General features: G+C 72.2%; 20 protein-coding genes and 1 pseudogene. 8 read left to right on the forward strand and 13 right to left on the reverse strand.

Annotation, left to right across the window (positions count from 1 at the left end; all coding sequences use genetic code 11):
* The first annotated feature begins 17 nt into the window (after positions 1 to 17).
* Positions 18 to 404 carry a thioredoxin gene (gene trxA, locus AB0Q90_RS03085; RefSeq protein WP_363162501.1) on the forward strand — a complete coding sequence of 129 codons (387 nt, stop codon included), beginning with the start codon at positions 18 to 20 and terminating at the stop codon, positions 402 to 404.
* 3 nt (positions 405 to 407) lie between these two features.
* Here trxA and AB0Q90_RS03090 read toward each other — a convergent pair whose 3' ends face one another.
* The 4 genes from AB0Q90_RS03090 to AB0Q90_RS03105 form a co-directional block, all read right to left on the reverse strand.
* Positions 408 to 1,844 (reverse strand): aldehyde dehydrogenase family protein, encoded by a 1,437-nt coding sequence (locus AB0Q90_RS03090; RefSeq protein WP_363162500.1) that lies wholly within the window; start codon positions 1,842 to 1,844, stop codon positions 408 to 410.
* Between the two features lie 29 nt (positions 1,845 to 1,873).
* The gene (locus AB0Q90_RS03095; RefSeq protein ID WP_363162499.1) at positions 1,874 to 3,052 is read right to left on the reverse strand and encodes a 4-hydroxybenzoate 3-monooxygenase; all 1,179 of its coding nucleotides are present in this window, start codon (positions 3,050 to 3,052) and stop codon (positions 1,874 to 1,876) included.
* A gap of 18 nt (positions 3,053 to 3,070) precedes the next feature.
* Positions 3,071 to 4,117 (reverse strand): LacI family DNA-binding transcriptional regulator, encoded by a 1,047-nt coding sequence (locus AB0Q90_RS03100; RefSeq protein ID WP_363162498.1) that lies wholly within the window; start codon positions 4,115 to 4,117, stop codon positions 3,071 to 3,073.
* 104 nt (positions 4,118 to 4,221) lie between these two features.
* Positions 4,222 to 4,884, reverse strand: coding sequence for a helix-turn-helix domain-containing protein (locus AB0Q90_RS03105; protein ID WP_363162497.1), 663 nt, complete (start codon positions 4,882 to 4,884; stop codon positions 4,222 to 4,224).
* A gap of 115 nt (positions 4,885 to 4,999) precedes the next feature.
* Here AB0Q90_RS03105 and AB0Q90_RS03110 point away from each other — a divergent pair, with 115 nt between their 5' ends.
* Both AB0Q90_RS03110 and AB0Q90_RS03115 read left to right on the forward strand, forming a co-directional pair.
* The gene (locus tag AB0Q90_RS03110; protein WP_363162496.1) at positions 5,000 to 5,563 is read left to right on the forward strand and encodes an NAD(P)H-dependent oxidoreductase; all 564 of its coding nucleotides are present in this window, start codon (positions 5,000 to 5,002) and stop codon (positions 5,561 to 5,563) included.
* Positions 5,564 to 5,723: 160 nt separating this feature from the next.
* Positions 5,724 to 6,260, forward strand: coding sequence for a DinB family protein (locus AB0Q90_RS03115; protein WP_363162495.1), 537 nt, complete (start codon positions 5,724 to 5,726; stop codon positions 6,258 to 6,260).
* A gap of 4 nt (positions 6,261 to 6,264) precedes the next feature.
* Here the strand turns inward: AB0Q90_RS03115 and AB0Q90_RS03120 are convergent.
* A pseudogene (locus tag AB0Q90_RS03120) lies at positions 6,265 to 7,208 on the reverse strand (LysR family transcriptional regulator).
* 114 nt (positions 7,209 to 7,322) lie between these two features.
* Here AB0Q90_RS03120 and AB0Q90_RS03125 point away from each other — a divergent pair.
* Positions 7,323 to 7,544, forward strand: coding sequence for a hypothetical protein (locus AB0Q90_RS03125; protein ID WP_363162494.1), 222 nt, complete (start codon positions 7,323 to 7,325; stop codon positions 7,542 to 7,544).
* Here the strand turns inward: AB0Q90_RS03125 and AB0Q90_RS03130 are convergent.
* Both AB0Q90_RS03130 and AB0Q90_RS03135 read right to left on the reverse strand, forming a co-directional pair.
* A complete protein-coding gene (locus AB0Q90_RS03130) occupies positions 7,520 to 8,401 on the reverse strand; it encodes an LLM class F420-dependent oxidoreductase (RefSeq protein WP_363162493.1) in 882 nt (293 codons plus the stop codon). The two genes, AB0Q90_RS03125 and AB0Q90_RS03130, sit on opposite strands and share 25 nt — an antisense overlap.
* 74 nt (positions 8,402 to 8,475) lie before the next feature.
* Positions 8,476 to 8,730, reverse strand: a complete 255-nt coding sequence (locus tag AB0Q90_RS03135) for a chaplin (protein ID WP_363162492.1) — start codon at positions 8,728 to 8,730, stop codon at positions 8,476 to 8,478.
* A 176-nt stretch (positions 8,731 to 8,906) separates the two neighbouring features.
* Between AB0Q90_RS03135 and AB0Q90_RS03140 the strand changes: the two genes are divergently transcribed.
* A complete protein-coding gene (locus tag AB0Q90_RS03140; protein ID WP_363162491.1) occupies positions 8,907 to 9,905 on the forward strand; it encodes an FkbM family methyltransferase in 999 nt (332 codons plus the stop codon).
* A 41-nt stretch (positions 9,906 to 9,946) separates the two neighbouring features.
* Here AB0Q90_RS03140 and AB0Q90_RS03145 read toward each other — a convergent pair whose 3' ends face one another.
* Positions 9,947 to 10,327 (reverse strand): YrdB family protein, encoded by a 381-nt coding sequence (locus AB0Q90_RS03145; RefSeq protein WP_363162490.1) that lies wholly within the window; start codon positions 10,325 to 10,327, stop codon positions 9,947 to 9,949.
* Between the two features lie 26 nt (positions 10,328 to 10,353).
* The gene (locus tag AB0Q90_RS03150; protein ID WP_363162489.1) at positions 10,354 to 10,707 is read right to left on the reverse strand and encodes a hypothetical protein; all 354 of its coding nucleotides are present in this window, start codon (positions 10,705 to 10,707) and stop codon (positions 10,354 to 10,356) included.
* Between the two features lie 192 nt (positions 10,708 to 10,899).
* Between AB0Q90_RS03150 and AB0Q90_RS03155 the strand changes: the two genes are divergently transcribed.
* The gene (locus AB0Q90_RS03155; protein WP_365732567.1) at positions 10,900 to 11,358 is read left to right on the forward strand and encodes a MarR family transcriptional regulator; all 459 of its coding nucleotides are present in this window, start codon (positions 10,900 to 10,902) and stop codon (positions 11,356 to 11,358) included.
* A gap of 4 nt (positions 11,359 to 11,362) precedes the next feature.
* Here the strand turns inward: AB0Q90_RS03155 and AB0Q90_RS03160 are convergent, their stop codons facing one another.
* Positions 11,363 to 12,268: a LysR family transcriptional regulator gene (locus tag AB0Q90_RS03160; protein WP_363158703.1), complete on the reverse strand. Its 906-nt coding sequence runs from the start codon at positions 12,266 to 12,268 to the stop codon at positions 11,363 to 11,365.
* Between the two features lie 122 nt (positions 12,269 to 12,390).
* Here AB0Q90_RS03160 and AB0Q90_RS03165 point away from each other — a divergent pair, with 122 nt between their 5' ends.
* The gene (locus AB0Q90_RS03165; protein WP_363158704.1) at positions 12,391 to 13,092 is read left to right on the forward strand and encodes a type 1 glutamine amidotransferase domain-containing protein; all 702 of its coding nucleotides are present in this window, start codon (positions 12,391 to 12,393) and stop codon (positions 13,090 to 13,092) included.
* A 1-nt stretch (position 13,093) separates the two neighbouring features.
* Here AB0Q90_RS03165 and AB0Q90_RS03170 read toward each other — a convergent pair whose 3' ends face one another.
* Both AB0Q90_RS03170 and AB0Q90_RS03175 read right to left on the reverse strand, forming a co-directional pair.
* The gene (locus AB0Q90_RS03170; protein ID WP_363158705.1) at positions 13,094 to 13,951 is read right to left on the reverse strand and encodes a fructosamine kinase family protein; all 858 of its coding nucleotides are present in this window, start codon (positions 13,949 to 13,951) and stop codon (positions 13,094 to 13,096) included.
* A 19-nt stretch (positions 13,952 to 13,970) separates the two neighbouring features.
* Positions 13,971 to 14,432 carry an MFS transporter gene (locus AB0Q90_RS03175; RefSeq protein WP_363159079.1) on the reverse strand — a complete coding sequence of 154 codons (462 nt, stop codon included), beginning with the start codon at positions 14,430 to 14,432 and terminating at the stop codon, positions 13,971 to 13,973.
* A gap of 47 nt (positions 14,433 to 14,479) precedes the next feature.
* Between AB0Q90_RS03175 and AB0Q90_RS03180 the strand changes: the two genes are divergently transcribed.
* Entirely contained in the window at positions 14,480 to 15,121 is a 642-nt protein-coding gene (locus AB0Q90_RS03180) for a helix-turn-helix domain-containing protein (RefSeq protein WP_363158706.1), read from the forward strand.
* A 10-nt stretch (positions 15,122 to 15,131) separates the two neighbouring features.
* Here the strand turns inward: AB0Q90_RS03180 and AB0Q90_RS03185 are convergent, their stop codons facing one another.
* Positions 15,132 to 16,004, reverse strand: a complete 873-nt coding sequence (locus AB0Q90_RS03185) for a trypsin-like serine protease (protein WP_363158707.1) — start codon at positions 16,002 to 16,004, stop codon at positions 15,132 to 15,134.
* Positions 16,005 to 16,069: the final 65 nt, after the last annotated feature.

Consider the following 16,069-nt stretch of genomic DNA (forward strand, 5'->3'; position numbering starts at 1 on the left):
GGAAGAGGGAACACGCCATGAGCAGCACCGTGGAGCTCACCAAGGAGAACTTCGACCAGATGGTCACGGACAACGAGTTCGTCCTGATCGACTTCTGGGCGGCTTGGTGCGGTCCGTGCCGGCAGTTCGCCCCGGTTTACGAGAAGGCGGCCGAGGAGAACCCGGATCTGGTGTTCGGCAAGGTGGACACCGAGGCGCAGCCGGAGCTGGCCGCGGCCTTCGGTATCCAGTCGATCCCGACCCTGATGATCGTGCGGGACCAGGTGGCCGTGTTCGCGCAGCCGGGCGCCCTGCCCGAGGCCGCCCTGACGGACGTCATCGGACAGGCGCGCAAGCTCGACATGGACGAGGTCCGCAAGGCCGTCGCCGCGCAGCAGGCGCAGGCCGAGCAGAACGGCCAGTAATTCCTAGAAGGGGTACGGCGCCACGTCACCGCGCACCGTCGTCCAGCGCAGGTCGGTGAAGGCCTCCAGGTTGGCCTCGCCGCCGAACCGGGCGCCGGTGCCGGAGGCGGCCGTACCGCCGAAAGGCGCCACGGCCTCGTCGTTCACCGTCTGGTCGTTGATGTGCACGATGCCGGTCGGGATGCGCTCGGCGAGATCGAGGCCCCGGGCGGCGTCGCGGGTGACGATCCCGAGGGACAGGCCGTAGGGGCTGTCCGCGGCGAGCGCCGCCGCCTCCTCGACAGTGGCGAAGGACCGTACGGGCGCGACCGGGCCGAACACCTCCTCGGCGTACGCGGGCGTCCGGTCGTCCACGTCGGCCAGGACCGTGGGCCGGTAGAAAAGCCGGTCATGGGTGCCGCCCGCGGCCAGCTTGGCGCCGCCGGCGGTGCTGGCCTCGACCAGGCCGTGCACCTTGGCGAGCTGGGTCGCGTCGATGAGCGGGCCGAGATGGACCTGGTCGCGGTGCGGGTCGCCGACGGCGAGCGAGTCTGCCTTGGCGGCCAGGCGCTCGACGTACTCCGCGTACAGCGACCGGTGGACCAGGTGGCGGCCTGTCGTCATGCAGATCTGCCCCTGGTGGAAGAAGGACCCCCAGGCGGCGGTGGAGATCACCGCGTCGATGTCGGCGTCCTCCAGCACGACCAGGGCGGAGTTGCCGCCCAGCTCCAGGTGCGCGCGCTTGAGGTGGCGTCCGGCGGCCTCGCCGACGGCCCGGCCGGCCGCGGTGGAGCCGGTGAAGGAGATGACGGGCACCCGCGGGTCGGCGACCAGGGCCGCGCCGGTCTCCGCGCCGCCCGGCAGGATGTGCAGCAGGCCCTCGGGCAGTCCCGCCTCGGCGAAGACCGCGGCGAGGGACAGTCCGCCGCAGACCGCGGTGCGCGGGTCCGGCTTCAGCACGACCGCGTTGCCGAGCGCGAGGGCGGGTGCGACGGAGCGGATGGAGAGGATCAGCGGGGCGTTGAACGGGGAGATCACGCCGACGACGCCGACGGGGACCCGGCGGGTGTAGGAGAGGCGGGGTGCCTCGCTGGGCAGGACGACTCCGGCCGGGCGGGAGGCGAGGGCGGCGGCCTCGTAGCACTCCTGGGCGGCGACGTGCAGTTCGAAGTCGGCCTTGCCGGGGATGGAGCCCGACTCGCGGACCAGCCATTCGCGCAGTTCGTCGGTGTGCGCGGCGAACAGGTCGCCGGCCCGGCGCAGGACCCCGGCGCGCACGAAGTGCGGCAGGCGCGCCCACTCGGCCTGGGCGGCGCGGGCGGCCTCCGCGGCCGGTGCGACGTCCTCGGCGGCGGCGAGCGTGACCGTGCCGAGCGCTTCGCCGGTGGCGGGCTCAGTGACGGTGTGCTCGGGCCCGGTCAGGGGCCGGGGCTGCCAGGATTTGGGGTCGAGCAACGACATGACGGCTCTCCGTTCGGTCACCGCGGGACTCACCGGGCGAGCGGAAGTCCCGTGTAGTTCGCCGCCAGTTCGGCGGCCGCGTGGCGGGATGCGGTGACCCGGCGCAGACGTGCGAGCTGCATCCGCTGGTCGAACGCATCCCCGTCTGGTTGAGCGTGCAACATCTTAGTCATGTCATACGAGAAACGGGTCGCCTGCCACACACGTTCGAGACACACTTCCGAGTATCTGTCGATCAGTTGTGTCCCGCCTGTGCGGCACCACTCGGTGAGGGCGGGGGCGAGGACGCGGACGTCGGAGACGGCGAGGTTGAGCCCCTTGGCCCCGGTGGGCGGCACGATGTGGGCGGCGTCGCCGGCCAGCAGCAGCCGGCCGTGGCGCATCGGCTCGTGGACGTAACTGCGCATCGGCGTCACGGACTTGGCGGTGATCGGCCCGCGGTCGAGGGTCCAGTCGGCGTCGACCGCGAAGCGGGCGGCGAGTTCGTCCCAGATCCGGCCGTCGGGCCAGTCGTCCGGATCGGTGCCGTTGGGCACCTGGAGGTAGAGCCGGGACACCGTCGGCGAACGCATGCTGTGCAGGGCGAAGCCGCGCTCCCCGCGGGCGTAGATCAACTCATCGCTGGACGGCGGGACTTCGGCGAGGACCCCGAGCCAGGAGTAGGGGTGGTCGTGCGCGTACGTGCGGCTCAGCGCGGCCGGGACCGCCGCGCGGGCGATGCCGTGGGAACCGTCGCAGCCGGCGACCCAGTCGCAGGTCAGTGTCTGTTCGCGGCCCTGGTGCAGGAATCGTACGACGGGCCGCTCGCCGTCCACGCCGTCGATCCCGACCGCCTCCGCCTCGAACAACAGCCGTGGCCCGTCGGCGAGTTGGAGGGCGACCAGGTCCTTCACGATCTCGGTCTGGGCGTAGATGGTGACGGTACGGCCGCCGGTGAGGGCCGGGAAGTCGATGCGGTGCCGTTCGCGGTCGAAGCGCAACTCGATGCCCTGGTGCACCAGGCCCTCGGCGTGCAGCCGGTCGGCCGCGCCCGCCTGCCGTAACGCGTCGACCGTGCCCTGCTCCAGCATTCCGGCGCGCTGGCGCTGTTCGACGTAGGCGCGCGTCCTGCTCTCCAGGACGACACAGTCGATGCCCTCGCGGTGCAGCAGGCGGGCGAGCAGGAGTCCGGCGGGCCCGCCGCCGATGATGCCGACCGTGGTGCGCATGGCGGGCCTCCCCCGGGGTCAGCTGGAGTCGCGGTGCACCACCGAGGCTCCCAGCACCTTGTGCGTCTCGGGCGCGGCGCCGGGGTTGCGCACCGCGCGGTCGACCAGTTCGGCGAGGTCACGGCCGGACGGCAGCTCGATATGGACCGTGCTGAGCCGGGGCCGCAGCAGTCGTCCGAGCATCAGGTCGTCGGCGCCGATGACGGCCGCGTCCTCGGGGATGCGCACGCCCTCGTCCTGAAGGGCGCGCATCAGCAGCATCGCGTACTCGTCGTTGTACGCGAACACGGCGTCGAGGTCGAGGCCGCGCCAGCGGGCGGCGAGGCGCGCGGCAGCCTCCTCGTCGTAGCCGAGGGGCAGTTCGGTGACGGTGGCGTCGGTGCCGGACAGGGCGCGGCGCACGCCGGCAAGGCGGGGTCCGGAGAAGGACTCCAGGCCGGGCTCCTCGGGCATGACGACGCCGATACGGCGCCGGCCGCGCTCGTGGAGGTGGGTGCCGGCGCAGTGGCCGACGGCCGAGTGGTCCATCAGCAGCGCGTGGGCGCCCTCGACCGATTCGGGGCCCATGGTGACCACGGCCCGGGCGCCGGAGCGCTTGAGCACCGTCACGCCCTGCGGGCCGAGCCCGGAGCCCGGCACCAGGACGGCGACGGGCCGCAGCTCGGCCCAGGCGCGGGCGGCCTCGTCGCCGTACAGGCCGACGCTGCCGTACTGCACGACCGTGTAGTCCAGGCGGCCCAGCGCCCCCTGGAGGTCGGCGATGAACTGGCTGTAGAGCGGGCCGACCGGGAAGGCGGGCGCGGGCATGAGGACCATACGGCTGTGTCCGGCGCGCAGGCTGCGGGCCGCCGCGTGCGGGACGTACCCCAGTTCCTTGGCCGCCTCGCGCACCCGGCGCCGGGTGGGCTCGCTGATGCGTACGGCGCTGGTGTTGTTGAGTACGTAGGAGACGGTCGCGCGCGAGACGCCGGCCAGGCGGGCCACATCGGCGCTCGTGGGCACGGAGCGCGGTGCGGGGGACGCGGGGGCGGGCGTGTTCGGTATCTGCACCATGACGTACGGCATCTTGGCAGAGGTGTGGGGCGGGGGTCCGGGCGGGGGACGACGGTACGCGCCTCAACGAAAATGTTGGCGGGACGACCGGTTCTCCCCGCTGCCGCCGGGCGGGCTCAGCCGGGCAGTTCCGTGCGTGTCACCCGGGCGACCAGGTCCAGCCAGCCCGCCTCCACCCGCTCCTGCGGCATGTCGCAGACCTTGGTCCGGTAGTGGATCACCGCGGGGTCCAGGTAGGACATGAGCGTCAGAGCGAGCAGTTCGCAGTCCGCGTCCGGGACGATCTGGCGCAGGAGCAGCAGGACGTGGCCGCGCAGGAAGCGGCGGGGGGCGTTGGAGAAGCGGCGTTCCGCGCCGGGGTCGGCCGCGAGCTGGAGCTCCAGTTCGTCGGCGGAGCGGCGCAGCAGGGCGCAGCCGAAGGCCTGGAGCCGCTCCACCGGGGGTGCCCCGGGCCCCAGCGGGGGCGGGCCGCCGATGAACGCGGCCTGGAAGTTCTTCTCGGAGTGGTCGAGCAGGGCCGTGAGCAGGCCGGTGCGGTCGCCGAAGCGGCGGAAGACCGTCCCCTTGCCTACCGAGGCCGCCGCGGCCACCGCCTCCATGGTCACGCCGGCCGCGCCGTGCTCGGCCACCAGCCGGGCCGCGGCCTCCAGCAGCCTGGCCCGGTTGCGGGCCGCGTCGGCCCGCAGGCACGGCTCGTCCTCGGCGGAACCGAGCTGCAGCAACTCCGGCTCGTCGAGAGGCTCCTGTGGCAACGGGAAGGGCGGCAGGGACGCGGACATGAAGCCAGCGTAAAGCATCGGGAATGAAACTGGACCGCGGTCCGCTTAAGGTGCTACAAAAGAAACCGGACCGCGGTCCGCTTCCTGACCCCCGCTTGAGTCCTTTGGAGTTAGCATGTCTGTTCGAATCCTCGCGCTCGTCGGCAGCCTTCGTGCCGGTTCGCACAACCGCCAGCTCGCCGAGGCGGCCGTGAAGCTCGCTCCCGAGGGCTCCGAGGTCGTGCTCTTCGAGGGCCTGGCCGAGATCCCCTTCTACAACGAGGACATCGACGTCGAGGGCAGCGTCCCGGCCGCCGCCGCCAAGCTGCGCGAGGCCGCGCAGGCCTCCGACGCCTTCCTGCTGTTCTCGCCCGAGTACAACGGCACCATCCCGGCCGTGTTGAAGAACGCCATCGACTGGCTGTCCCGCCCGTACGGCGCCGGCGCCTTCGGCGGCAAGCCCGTCGCCGTGGTCGGCACCGCCTTCGGCCAGTACGGCGGCGTATGGGCGCAGGACGAGACCCGCAAGGCCGTGGGCATCGCCGGCGGCAAGGTGCTGGAGGACGTCAAGCTCTCCATCCCCGGCTCCGTGACCCGCTTCGCCGAGACCCACCCGGTCGACGACACCGAGGTCGCCGCCCAGCTGACCGAGGTCATCGCCCGCGTCTACGGCCACGCCGACGAGACCGCTGCCGCCTGACGCCCACAGCCGGCAAGCGGGGCACGAGCCGGGAGGCTCGTGCCCCGCTTTCGTCATGCGCTGACCGGCTCACAGCTCACGGACGAGCCGGAGCGGAAGCGGGACAATCGGGGAAGCACGACAAGAGGCGCGTGATCCGCACCCGGAGCGGGAGGCCGTCATGGCGGAGTCCGCGGTGGACCGGCAGGCGATACACGCCGAGCTGGAGCGGGCCCGCGTCACGTTTCACCGGCTCCTCGACGGCGCCACCGACGCCGACCTGCGTCGGGGCACCGCGGGCACCCGATGGACCAATGGGCAGCTGCTGTTCCACATGCTGTTCGGCTACATCCTGATCCGGCCGCTCCTGGTGCTGCTGCGGGTGTTCGGGCGGCTGCCGAGCGGCGCCTCCCGGGTCTTCGCCCGGATCCTGAGCGCGGGGACCGGGCTGTTCGACGTGATCAACTACCTGGGCCCGGTCGGCGCGGCCAGGGTCCTCGGACGGCGGCGGATGGGGACGGCGTTCGACCGTGTGATCGGCTGGTTGCACCGCAGCCTCGATGCAGAGCAGGAGGCCGATCTCGCGCTCGCCATGCACTACCCCACGCGGTGGGACCCGTTCTTCCAGGACGTGATGACCGTCGCGGACCTCTATCGATACCCGACCCAACACTTCGACTTCCACCGCCGCCAGCTCACCCTCACCGACGGCCGCTGAGGGCTCAGGCCACCGCCGTCGGCGCCAGTTCCCGCAGCTCCTCCAGCGCCGCGGCCACCGCCGGGCGGGTGCGGCAGCCGCGGCGGGTGCAGCTGAGGAGCTTGCGGTGCGGGTTGCCGGTGCAGCGAACCCGGGTGATGGGCAGGTGCGGGGTCAGCTGGGCGAGGCGCGGGATCAGGGCGACGCCGAGCCGGTGCGCGACGAGGTGGGCCGTGACGTTGCAGTCCAGCGCGTGATGGACCACGCCGGGGGTGAACCCGGCCGCCCCGCACGCCGACAGCACATGCAGCCGGCAGGGACTGTCCGGCACCGGGGCGATCCAGTCCTCGTGCGCCGCCTCGGCGAGGCCCACGCCCTCGCGCCCGGCCAGCGGATGGTCCGCGGGGACGACGAGGTCGAACGGGTCGTCCAGCAGCGGCTGCTGGTCGAAGCGCGCGTCGCTCAGCGGCGGATTGCGCGGGGTGGCCTCCACCACGGCCAGGTCGAGCTCCCCCTCGAAGAGCAGGTCGAAGCTCTCCGTCACCCCTGTCTCCTGGATGTGCACGGTCAGCCGCCGGTGCCGCTCGCGCAGCCGCGCGGCCATCGGGGCCAGCAGCACCGACACGGCGACCGGAAAGCCGCCGACCCGCAGCGGCCCTGCGGGGTCGCCGTACTCGGCGCGCAGATCGAGCTCGGCCTCCTCCCAGCGGGCCTCGATGGCGTCGGCGTGCGCGAGCAGGCTCTGCGCGGCCGGGGTCAGCCGTACCCCGCGTCCCTGCGGTTCCAGCAGGTCGACGCCCAGGTCACGGGCGAGCTGCCGGATCTGCTGGGAGGCGGCGGACGGGGTGAAGTGCAGGGCCCGGGCGGCCGCGGTGACCGTGCCGATGGGGGTCCCCCCGGTTCGAGCGAAGCCGAGAACTGGGGGAGGGCGACCGCCCTCAGGACGTGCAGTCGGCGCAGGTCAATCATGAAGCCCACGCTTCAAGGTGAGGTCCGCAAAGTCAACCTGGACGTGTACGGACGTCGCACTGCACTCTGGCCGTGTCGCGACACCGAACCGACCACGACGTACGAGGAGTTGCCATGATCAGCACGACCGGCACCCTCTGCCCGCACTGCGGGTGGCCGGACGGCGCCGAGCCCTTCCAGGTGGTGTCCCGGCACGGCACCGCGGCCGGCAGCACGGTGTGGACCCGGTGTGTCTGCGGCTCGTTACAGGTCCGCGTGATCGAGGCGGGCGGCACCCGGATCGTCTCGCGCAGCTGCCCGCCCGCCCCCGCTCAGTCGAGCCCGGCCAGCCGCTGAACGGCCGGGGCCGCGAAGCTCTCGATGAACGCGGCCGGCTCCCCCGTGCGCGGCGCGAGGATCACGGTGTCGATGCCGAACTTCGTGTATCCGCCGATGTCCCGGGTGAAGGCGTCGAGGTCGCCCACGTTGGCGGCCTCGCCGGTGTAGACCACGGTCCGGCGGATCTCGTCGTAGTCCCGCCCCTCCGTGTCGCAGTGGCGGCGCAGCACGTCGAGTTTGTGGGCGACCTCCTCCGGGGAGGTCGCGAACAGGTTGCACGCGTCGCCGTACCGGGCGACCAGCCGCAGCGTCTTCTTCTCTCCCCCGCCGCCGATCATGATCTCGGGGTGCGGCCGGCTGACCGGGGCCGGTACGCACAGGGTCTCGGCGAGCCGGTAGTGCCGGCCCTCGAAGGGGCCGTTGTCGTCCGGGTCCCACATCTGCCGGCAGATCCGCAGCGTCTCCTCCAGCCGCTCGAAGCGCTCGGCGACCGGTGGGAACCCGACACCGAGACCGTGATGCTCACGGTCGTACCAGGCGGCGCCGATGCCGAGGGTGGCCCGGCCGCCGGAGAGCACGTCGAGCGAGGTGGCGATCTTGGCGAGCAGTCCGGGGTGACGGTACGTCACACCCGTGACCAGCGCGCCGAGTTGGACCGTGGAGGTGTGCCCGGCGAGATAGCCGAGCGTCGTGTAGGCCTCCAGCATGGGTGCTTCGGCGCCGCCGTTGAACTCCATCTGGAAGTAGTGGTCCATCACCGACAGCCAGCTCACGCCCGCCGCCTCGGCGGCCGCGCCCGCCGCGGCGAGCTCGGCGCCCAGCGCCGGCCCGCCTCCCGGGTGGTCGAACCGGTTGATGTGCACACCCACACGCATGTCCGTCTCCGCTCACGGGGACCGTCACCTACACCGGTGACGCTATGACTTCGAGCGCTCTCGAAGTCAAGCGTTCAGTCGTTGACGCAGACGTCGTCCGTGGTGTGGTTCTGGATGCCGACGACGGTGACGGTGTTGCCGCAGGCGTTGACGGGGGCGTGCACGGGGGCCTGTACGAGGTTGCCGCTGCCGACGCCGGGCGAGTTCGTCGCGCTGCCCTGGGCGCAGGCTTCGTACTCGTCGCAGAAGTCGGCCGCGGCCGTACCGGCGCCACCGAGAGTCGTGACCATGACCAGCGCGGCCACGGCGAGGACCGGGGACGTGCGCATGCATACCTCCTGCTGAACGGCGCTGTTTCCTACGGCAGCCTCACCGGGCGGCCGTACCCCGGCAACGCGGGTGACCCGACCGGATGAGCGCACGAGCCAACTCCCGCTCGAAACCCGCCCGTTGAAAACCGTTCAAACAAGCGATGACTTCCGGACAACTCTGCAAGGGTGGGCGGATGCAGACCCTTTACCGACGACTGCTCCAGCTGATGCCCAAGTTCGGCCTGCGGGTGACGGACCTCGGACCGGGGACCGCGGTGGTCTCCCGGCGCGGTGGGCATGTGCGCACCCCGCTCGGACCGGGGGCCGACCTGCTGACCCGGGACGACGGCCGGTACACGGTGACCGCCGCGGGCAAGGACACCTGGTTCGTGCTGCGCGACAAGCCCGGTACGGCACCCGGCCAGTGGGACAGCGTCCGGCTCGGCGACACCGGGGCGCGGCTCCTCCTCGGCGAGCGGACCGCGGCGGACGAGCGCAAGTTCCAGATGGCGGCCGCCGAGTATCTGTGCACCCAGCACGTGACGGCGATGCTCGACCTGTACGGCGTGAACTGTGTCATCGACGTCGGTGCGAACCACGGCCAGTACGCCAAGCGGCTGCGCCGGCTCGGCTACACCGGCCGGATCGTCTCCTTCGAGCCCACGGCCGAGGCCTTCGCCCGGCTGCGCAAGGCCGCCGAGCACGACCCGGAGTGGCGGGTGCACCACTGCGGGCTGGGCCGCGAGGACACGACCGCCGACATCCACGTCGGCTGGAACACGATGAACTCCCTGCTCCCGGCCAGCGATTACGGCCGCGGCCGCTACCAGCGGTTCCACAAGACACAGACCGAGCAGATCCGGATCCGGCGCCTGGACGGCGTACTGGAGGAGGCGCTCGACGGCATCGCAGAGCCGCGCCCCTTCCTGAAGATGGACACCCAGGGCTACGACCTTGAGGTGTTCGCCGGCGCCGGCGAGCGGGTCACGGACTTCGTGGGTCTTCAGTCGGAGGTCGCCGTGCTGCGGTTGTACGAGGGCAGCCCGGCGATGGCCGAGGCGGTCGCCGCGTACGAGAACGGCGGCTTCGAGATCACCGGCATGTACCCGGTGACGCGCGAGGCCACGACGGGGCGGGTCGTGGAGTTCGACTGCGTGATGATGCGGGCGAAGGCGGCTCCGTCAGCCTCCTGAACGCGGCCGCCCTGCTGTTCCGGGTTCCGTGGCCGGGCGGCTCAATGTCCGAGCAGCCACACCACGCGGTCCCAGGACAGGAGGTGGTACACGACCAGCACCCCGGCGAGCGTCAGGGCCGACGCCTGGAAACCCGCCGCGTAGATCGCCGCCGCGCCGCCGAAGAAGACGGCCAGCTCCAGCACGAGCCGCAGCGGGCCGGGGGTCGCGATCACGGTCTCGCCGGACCGGGACGCATCGTCCGGGGTGGCGAAGACGCCCCAGAGCACGGCCACGGCCAGGGGGACGGCGACCACGAGGAGGTATCGCAGTGGAGTGGGCGCCGTGCTCCATGCCCAGAGCCCGAAGCACACCAGGGCCACCAGCTCCAAGGCGAACCTCACGACGAGAATCAGCGGGTGAAAGCCGTACCCGGACGACATATGCGCACTTTCCTTTCTTCAGCTCTTCACCGGAATTCGTGGACGACCTCGATCGTGCCGACGATGTGCGTGTTGAACTCATCGAGTTCCTCGGCCGGAACCCACAGCTCCAGGATCGTCTCGCCGCCCGCCTGCTGTACGGGGTAGCGGGTCAGGAAGGCCGACTCGACCTCGAAGCGGGTCACGAATCCGGCGCCGTCGTGCTTGACGTTCCAGTCCCGGGCGATCCTGATCGCGTAGTCCTCGTTGAGCACCGGGTAGAAGATCGGCTGCTCGGGCAGGCGCGGCGGCCAGGCGCGCCAGTGGAGCTCGCGGACCAGGTCCAGCTCCTTGGGGCCGGTGGGGCGCCAGAGGGTCGTGGTGGTGGGCCGGCCGGTCATGGGGGTTCGCTCTCGGTGCCGTCGCCGGTCCTCGGAGGTGACCGGTCGGGTGGTCCGGACGATACCGGCGGCGTGATCATGGCGGCCATCGGATTTCCGGGTGCTTGCATTCGCCACATAGCCGCTCACGATGACTATTTCATTCTTGGCTATCCTGGAGGCAGCCGCATCCGGACGGAGGAGACAGGCCTCATGACCGCCACAGACCCCGCACTCACCGCCCTCGCCCAGGGCTGGTGCGCGCTCTCCCTGCTGCACGGGCGGATCGAGACCCACATCGAACGCGCCCTCCAGGCCGGACACGACCTCAGCGTGCGCGAGTACTCCCTGCTCGACGTCCTCAGCCGCCAGCACGACGGCGAAGGCGGCCACCTCCAAATGAAACAGGTCGCCGACGCCGTCGTCCTCAGCCAGAGCGCCACCACCCGCCTGGTCACCCGCCTCGAAGACCGCGGCCTGCTCGCCCGCTACCTCTGCCCCACCGACCGCCGCGGCATCTACACCAACGTCACCGCAGCAGGCCTCACCCTCCTCGAAGAAGCACGCCCCACCAACGAGACCGCCCTGCGCGAAGCCCTCGACGAGGCAGCCAAGAACCCCGAACTCGCCCCACTCGTCCGGGCGGTCGAGACGCTGAAGGTGCCTGCCTGAGGCGTCACAGCCCGCCCCATTCGCGGGCGGTCCGCAGCAGGTGGTCGCGGACGACGGTGAGCGCCGGGTTGCCCGGCGCCCCTCGTCGGGCGGCCAGATAGAGGGTGTTCAGGGGCGGGACCTCGGGCTCGTGGAGCTGCACCACGGTGCCCGCCGCGAGCGCCGGGGCGGCCAGATAGCGCGGCAGTACGGAGATTCCGGCGCCCGCCTCGACCGCGGCCAGCACCGCCCGCAGATCGGACACGACCAGCGCGACGGGGTTGGCCGGGCGGCGCCCGAACTCGCTGCGCCAGTACCGCCGGACGATCGGCAGCTCCTCCGCGTAGGCGACCAGCGGCAGATGGGCCAGCGCCCGTGCCGGTTCGCCGCGCAGCCGCTCCGCGTCCACGGTGTGCGCCAGCGCGGGCGGCGCCACCAGCAGGAACTCCTCGTCGACGAGCGGTACGGCGAGGACGGCGTCGCCAGTGGGCCGTACCGCGGAGACCACCAGGTCGAGGCCGCCGTTCGCGAGCGTTCTGAGCAGGTCGTCGGCCAGGCCGAGCGCCGCGTGCACGGACAGGCCGCGCCCGGTCAGGGGCGCGAGGGCGGGCAGCACGCGCAGCGTCATCACCTCGGCCGCGCCGCCGATCCGCAGGGTGCCGCGCAGCGCCGGCTGTGCGTCGGCGGAGCCGAGGGCCTCGCGCAGTTCGTCGACGTGCAGTCCGACGCGGGCGGCCAGCGCCGCGGCGCGCGGTGTGGGGGTGACGCCCCTGCGGGAGCGCACGAACAGCGGCTCGCCGACCTCTTCCTCCAGCCGGGCGAGCTGTCCGGTGACGGCGGGCTGGGTGACGCCGAGCCGCTGAGCGGCGGCCGACAGGGATCCGGACCGGTAGATCTCCAGGAACGTCGACAGCAGATCCAGGCTGGGCACGCAAACTCCATCCATAAGAATTCTTATGACGCTCGATGCGTCAAGGGAAAGTATCTGATGGATTCTGCCGTTGTCCCCGACGTACCGACCGACCAACAAGTGACAAGAGAGCGGACAGGACAATGGCGAAGATTCTGATGGTGATCTCCGGCGCGGACAGCATGCGGCTCGCGGACGGGTCCACCCACCCCACCGGCTACTGGGCCGAGGAGGTCGCCGCCTCCCACCAGGTGCTGACGGCCGCCGGTGCCGAGGTGGACCTCGCGACCCCGGGCGGTGTCCGGCCGACCGTGGACGCGCTCAGCCTCGACGAGCGCGGCGGCGTCAGCGCGGACGACGCAGAGCGGTTCCGCGCCTACCTCGACTCCCTCGCGGAGCGGCTGGACGCCCCGCTGGCGCTGGCCGACGTGCGCGCCGACGACTACGACGCGATCTACCTCCCGGGCGGCCACGCCCCGATGGCCGACCTCGCCGAGGACGCCGACCTCGGCCGCGTCCTCAACGAGGCCGACGCGCAGGGCAAGACGGTTGCCGCACTGTGCCACGGTGTGGCCGCGCTGCTGAGCGCCACGAAGGCCGACGGCTCCTTCACCTTCGCCGGCCGCGCCCTCACCTCGTTCACCGACGAGGAAGAGCGTCAGGGCGGACTGGGCGAGAACACGCCGTACTTCGTCGAGAGCCGGCTGCGCGAGCGCGGCGCGGTCATCGACACCGGGGCCGCCTGGAGCAGCAAGGTGGTGCGGGACGGCAACCTGGTCACCGGCCAGAACCCCCAGTCCAGCAAGGACACCGCCGAGCAGGTCCTGAAGGTGCTGGCGGGCTGAGTCAGCGGGTCAGCGCCGAACGGGCCGCCCCGAGGGCCTGTTCGGCGTAGCCGCGGCCGAACAGGACCGCGTGGACCAGGAGCGGGAAGAGCTGGTGGAGGCCGACGCGGTCCTGCCAGTCGGCGGCGAGCGGTGCCGTCCGCCGGTAGCCCTCCAGCACCCGGTCCAGGTGGGGGCAGCCGAAGAGGTGGAGCATCGCCAGGTCGGTCTCGCGGTGACCGCCGTGCGCGGCCGGGTCGATCAGCCAGGCCCGGTCGTCGGCGCCCCACAGGACGTTGCCGTTCCACAGGTCGCCGTGCAGCCGGGCGGGCGGTTCGGCGGGGCCCGCCAGCTCGGGCAGGCGTGCGCAGACCCGCTCGACCACCCCGGCCTCGGCGGCACTGACGGTGCCGTCGTCGACCGCCCGGCGCAGATACGGCAGCACCCGGTGCTCGGCGTACCAGTGCGGCCAGTCGGAGCCAGGGTCGTTGCGCATCGGGGCGAGGCCGATGTACGCGTCCCGCGGGCCGTCGGGCGGCGGGGCGCCGAACGCCGGTGCTCCGGCGGCGTGCAGGGCGGCCAGGTCGCGGCCGAAACGCTCCGCCGCGGCGGGACTCGGCCTGCCGGGCAGGACCCGTTCGGTCACCAGCCAGTCCTCGTCGTATCCGTGCACGGCGGGCACCCGGACCGTGCCGGCGGCGGCCAGCCAGCGCAGGCCCGCCGCCTCGGCCCGTGCCGCGCCGGGGCCGCCGTCGCCGCGCTTGACGATCACCACCCGTCCGTCGTCGAGGGTGACCTCGGCGAGCGTGCCGGACAGGCGGCGCTCCGCGTGCACCGCCTGTCCGGTGAGTCGTGCCACCGCCTGTGCTGCTGTGCTCATGGCGGCAGCGTAAGTGCCGTCAGACCCGGTCCAGGTCGCATTCCTTCGTCTGGGGCAGCGCCAGGATGCAGACCAGGGACAGCAACGCCATGGCGCTCATGAACCAGCCGCCGACCGAGGGGCTGTAGCTCTCGGCGAGGGCGGTGACGATCAGCGGGGCCGCGGCACCGCCGAGCACACCGCCGAGGTTGTAGGAGAAGCCGGCGCCGGAGCAGCGCAGCCGGGTGCTGAACAGCTCGGGCATGTAGGCGCCGGCCGGGCCGTAGATGATGCCCATGCAGAGCAGGGCGCCGCTGAGGGCCACGGCGATGAGGACGCTGTTCTTGGTGTCCAGCAGCGGGAAGAGGACCGCGCCCCACACCACACCGAAGGCGGCGCCGCCGATGATGAACCTGCGGCGGCCGATCCGGTCCGACCAGCGGGCGACCAGGAACGTGGAGACTGCGAGCACCACGACGGCGACCAGGGTCAGCGTCAGTATGGGACGGCGGCCCGGAGGCGGAGCTGCGCCGCATCCGCGCGGCCGAGATGGTCTCCCTGCACGCCGCCGCCCACCGGCGCACCGCGGTCGCCGCGCGCCTGGACGGGCGGCTGTACGTGGTGGTCCCGGACGCGGCTCCGGCGGCGGAGGGCGGGGCCCGTACGGCGAACGGCGGCGCGCCCGACCCCGGGCTCGCCGCCTGGACCGCGGAGCTGGTGGGCACCCTGCGCCGGCACATGCGTACGCCGGTGCAGGCGGCGGTGGCGACGCCCGTGCCGCGCCTGGCGGACGTGCCCGCGGCGCGCGCCGAGGCCGACCGCATCCTCGGCGTCGTGGCGGACGACCCCGGGCGCGAGGTGGCGACGTACGCGGACGCGCGCGCCGCCGTCGTCCTCGGCGAGATCCTCGACCTGCTGCGCAGCCGCCCCGAGATCCGTGATCCCGCACTGGACGTCCTCATCCGCCACGACCGCAAGTACGGCGGCCAGTTGTGCGAGTCGCTGCTGGGCTATCTGGACGCGTTCGGCGACGTGCGTACCGTCGCCCAACGCCTCCACATCCATCCCAACACCCTGCGCTACCGCATCCGCCGGGCGGTGGCCCTGTCCGGCATCGACCTCGACGACCCGGCGCAGCGCCTGGTCGCCATGCTGGAGCTGCGCAAGGCGCGCCCGGCGGAGGCGAGTTGACCGTCCGGTCCTACGGCAGCTTCACGAACGGGGACAGGAACGCACGCGCGCCCGGGGTGTCCAGGCGGTACACCACGTTGGTGGCGTAGCACGGGGTGTCGCCGGTGATCGTGGTGGCGGCCAGGACGTTCTTGCCGCCGATCACCGCGAAGTTAGGGCCGCCCGAATCGCCGTAGCAGGCACCGCCGTTGCCCTGGGGCGCGGTCATCGCCAGGCGGACCCAGGAGTTGTTGAGGGCGTCGAAGGTGACGGGCGCCTTCATCCGGACGCCGCCGCCGGGGTGGGTCTGGCCGCCGGGGCCGTTGACGGCTTCCTGGGTGCCGTAGCCGGCGACGAACCAGTCGGTCGAGTTCAGCCCCTGCGGGCCGAGGGCGCCGAGCTGGTTGGCGGTGGGCAGGGTGGCCGGGGTGAAGGTCCAGCGGGACTTGACCTTCGCGGCGGGCAGTTCGATCACCGAGATGTCGTGCGTGTCGGACGCCGGCCCGGGGTAGCCGGGGTGGCTGTGGGCGGTGCCCTGGACGGCGACGGCGTTCGCCTGGGCGGCCGGGTCGCCCGGGTACTTCTTGGCGGCGGCGTCGAGCCCGGACTGCACGTCCTGGTCGAGCGACACGTAGAACTTCACGTTGTCCGGCCAGTCGGTGGTGCAGTGCGCGGCCGTCAGGAAGGTGTCGGCGTCGATCATGGTGCCGGAGCAGACCCAGTCGACCCGGTCCGGGGTCGCGGGGTCACCATCGTTGTCCCAGGTCGCGACGAGCGCGCCGACCTCGGTGCGTTCGGGAGCGGGCGTCGCGTTGTAGGAGTTGATGGCCGAGGACGGCAGCGCGGTGGTGAGCACGGCCGCACAGGCCGCCGCGGTGACGGCGGTGGCACGTATTGCTGACAAAAGAACTGCCCCTTCTACGGGTGGGTCGGGAGTTCTCCTGTGGGAGGTGGAGCAAGTGAAGCGTG

The organism is Streptomyces sp. NPDC079141 (assembly GCF_040686775.1).
Taxonomy (GTDB): Bacteria; Actinomycetota; Actinomycetes; order Streptomycetales; family Streptomycetaceae; genus Streptomyces.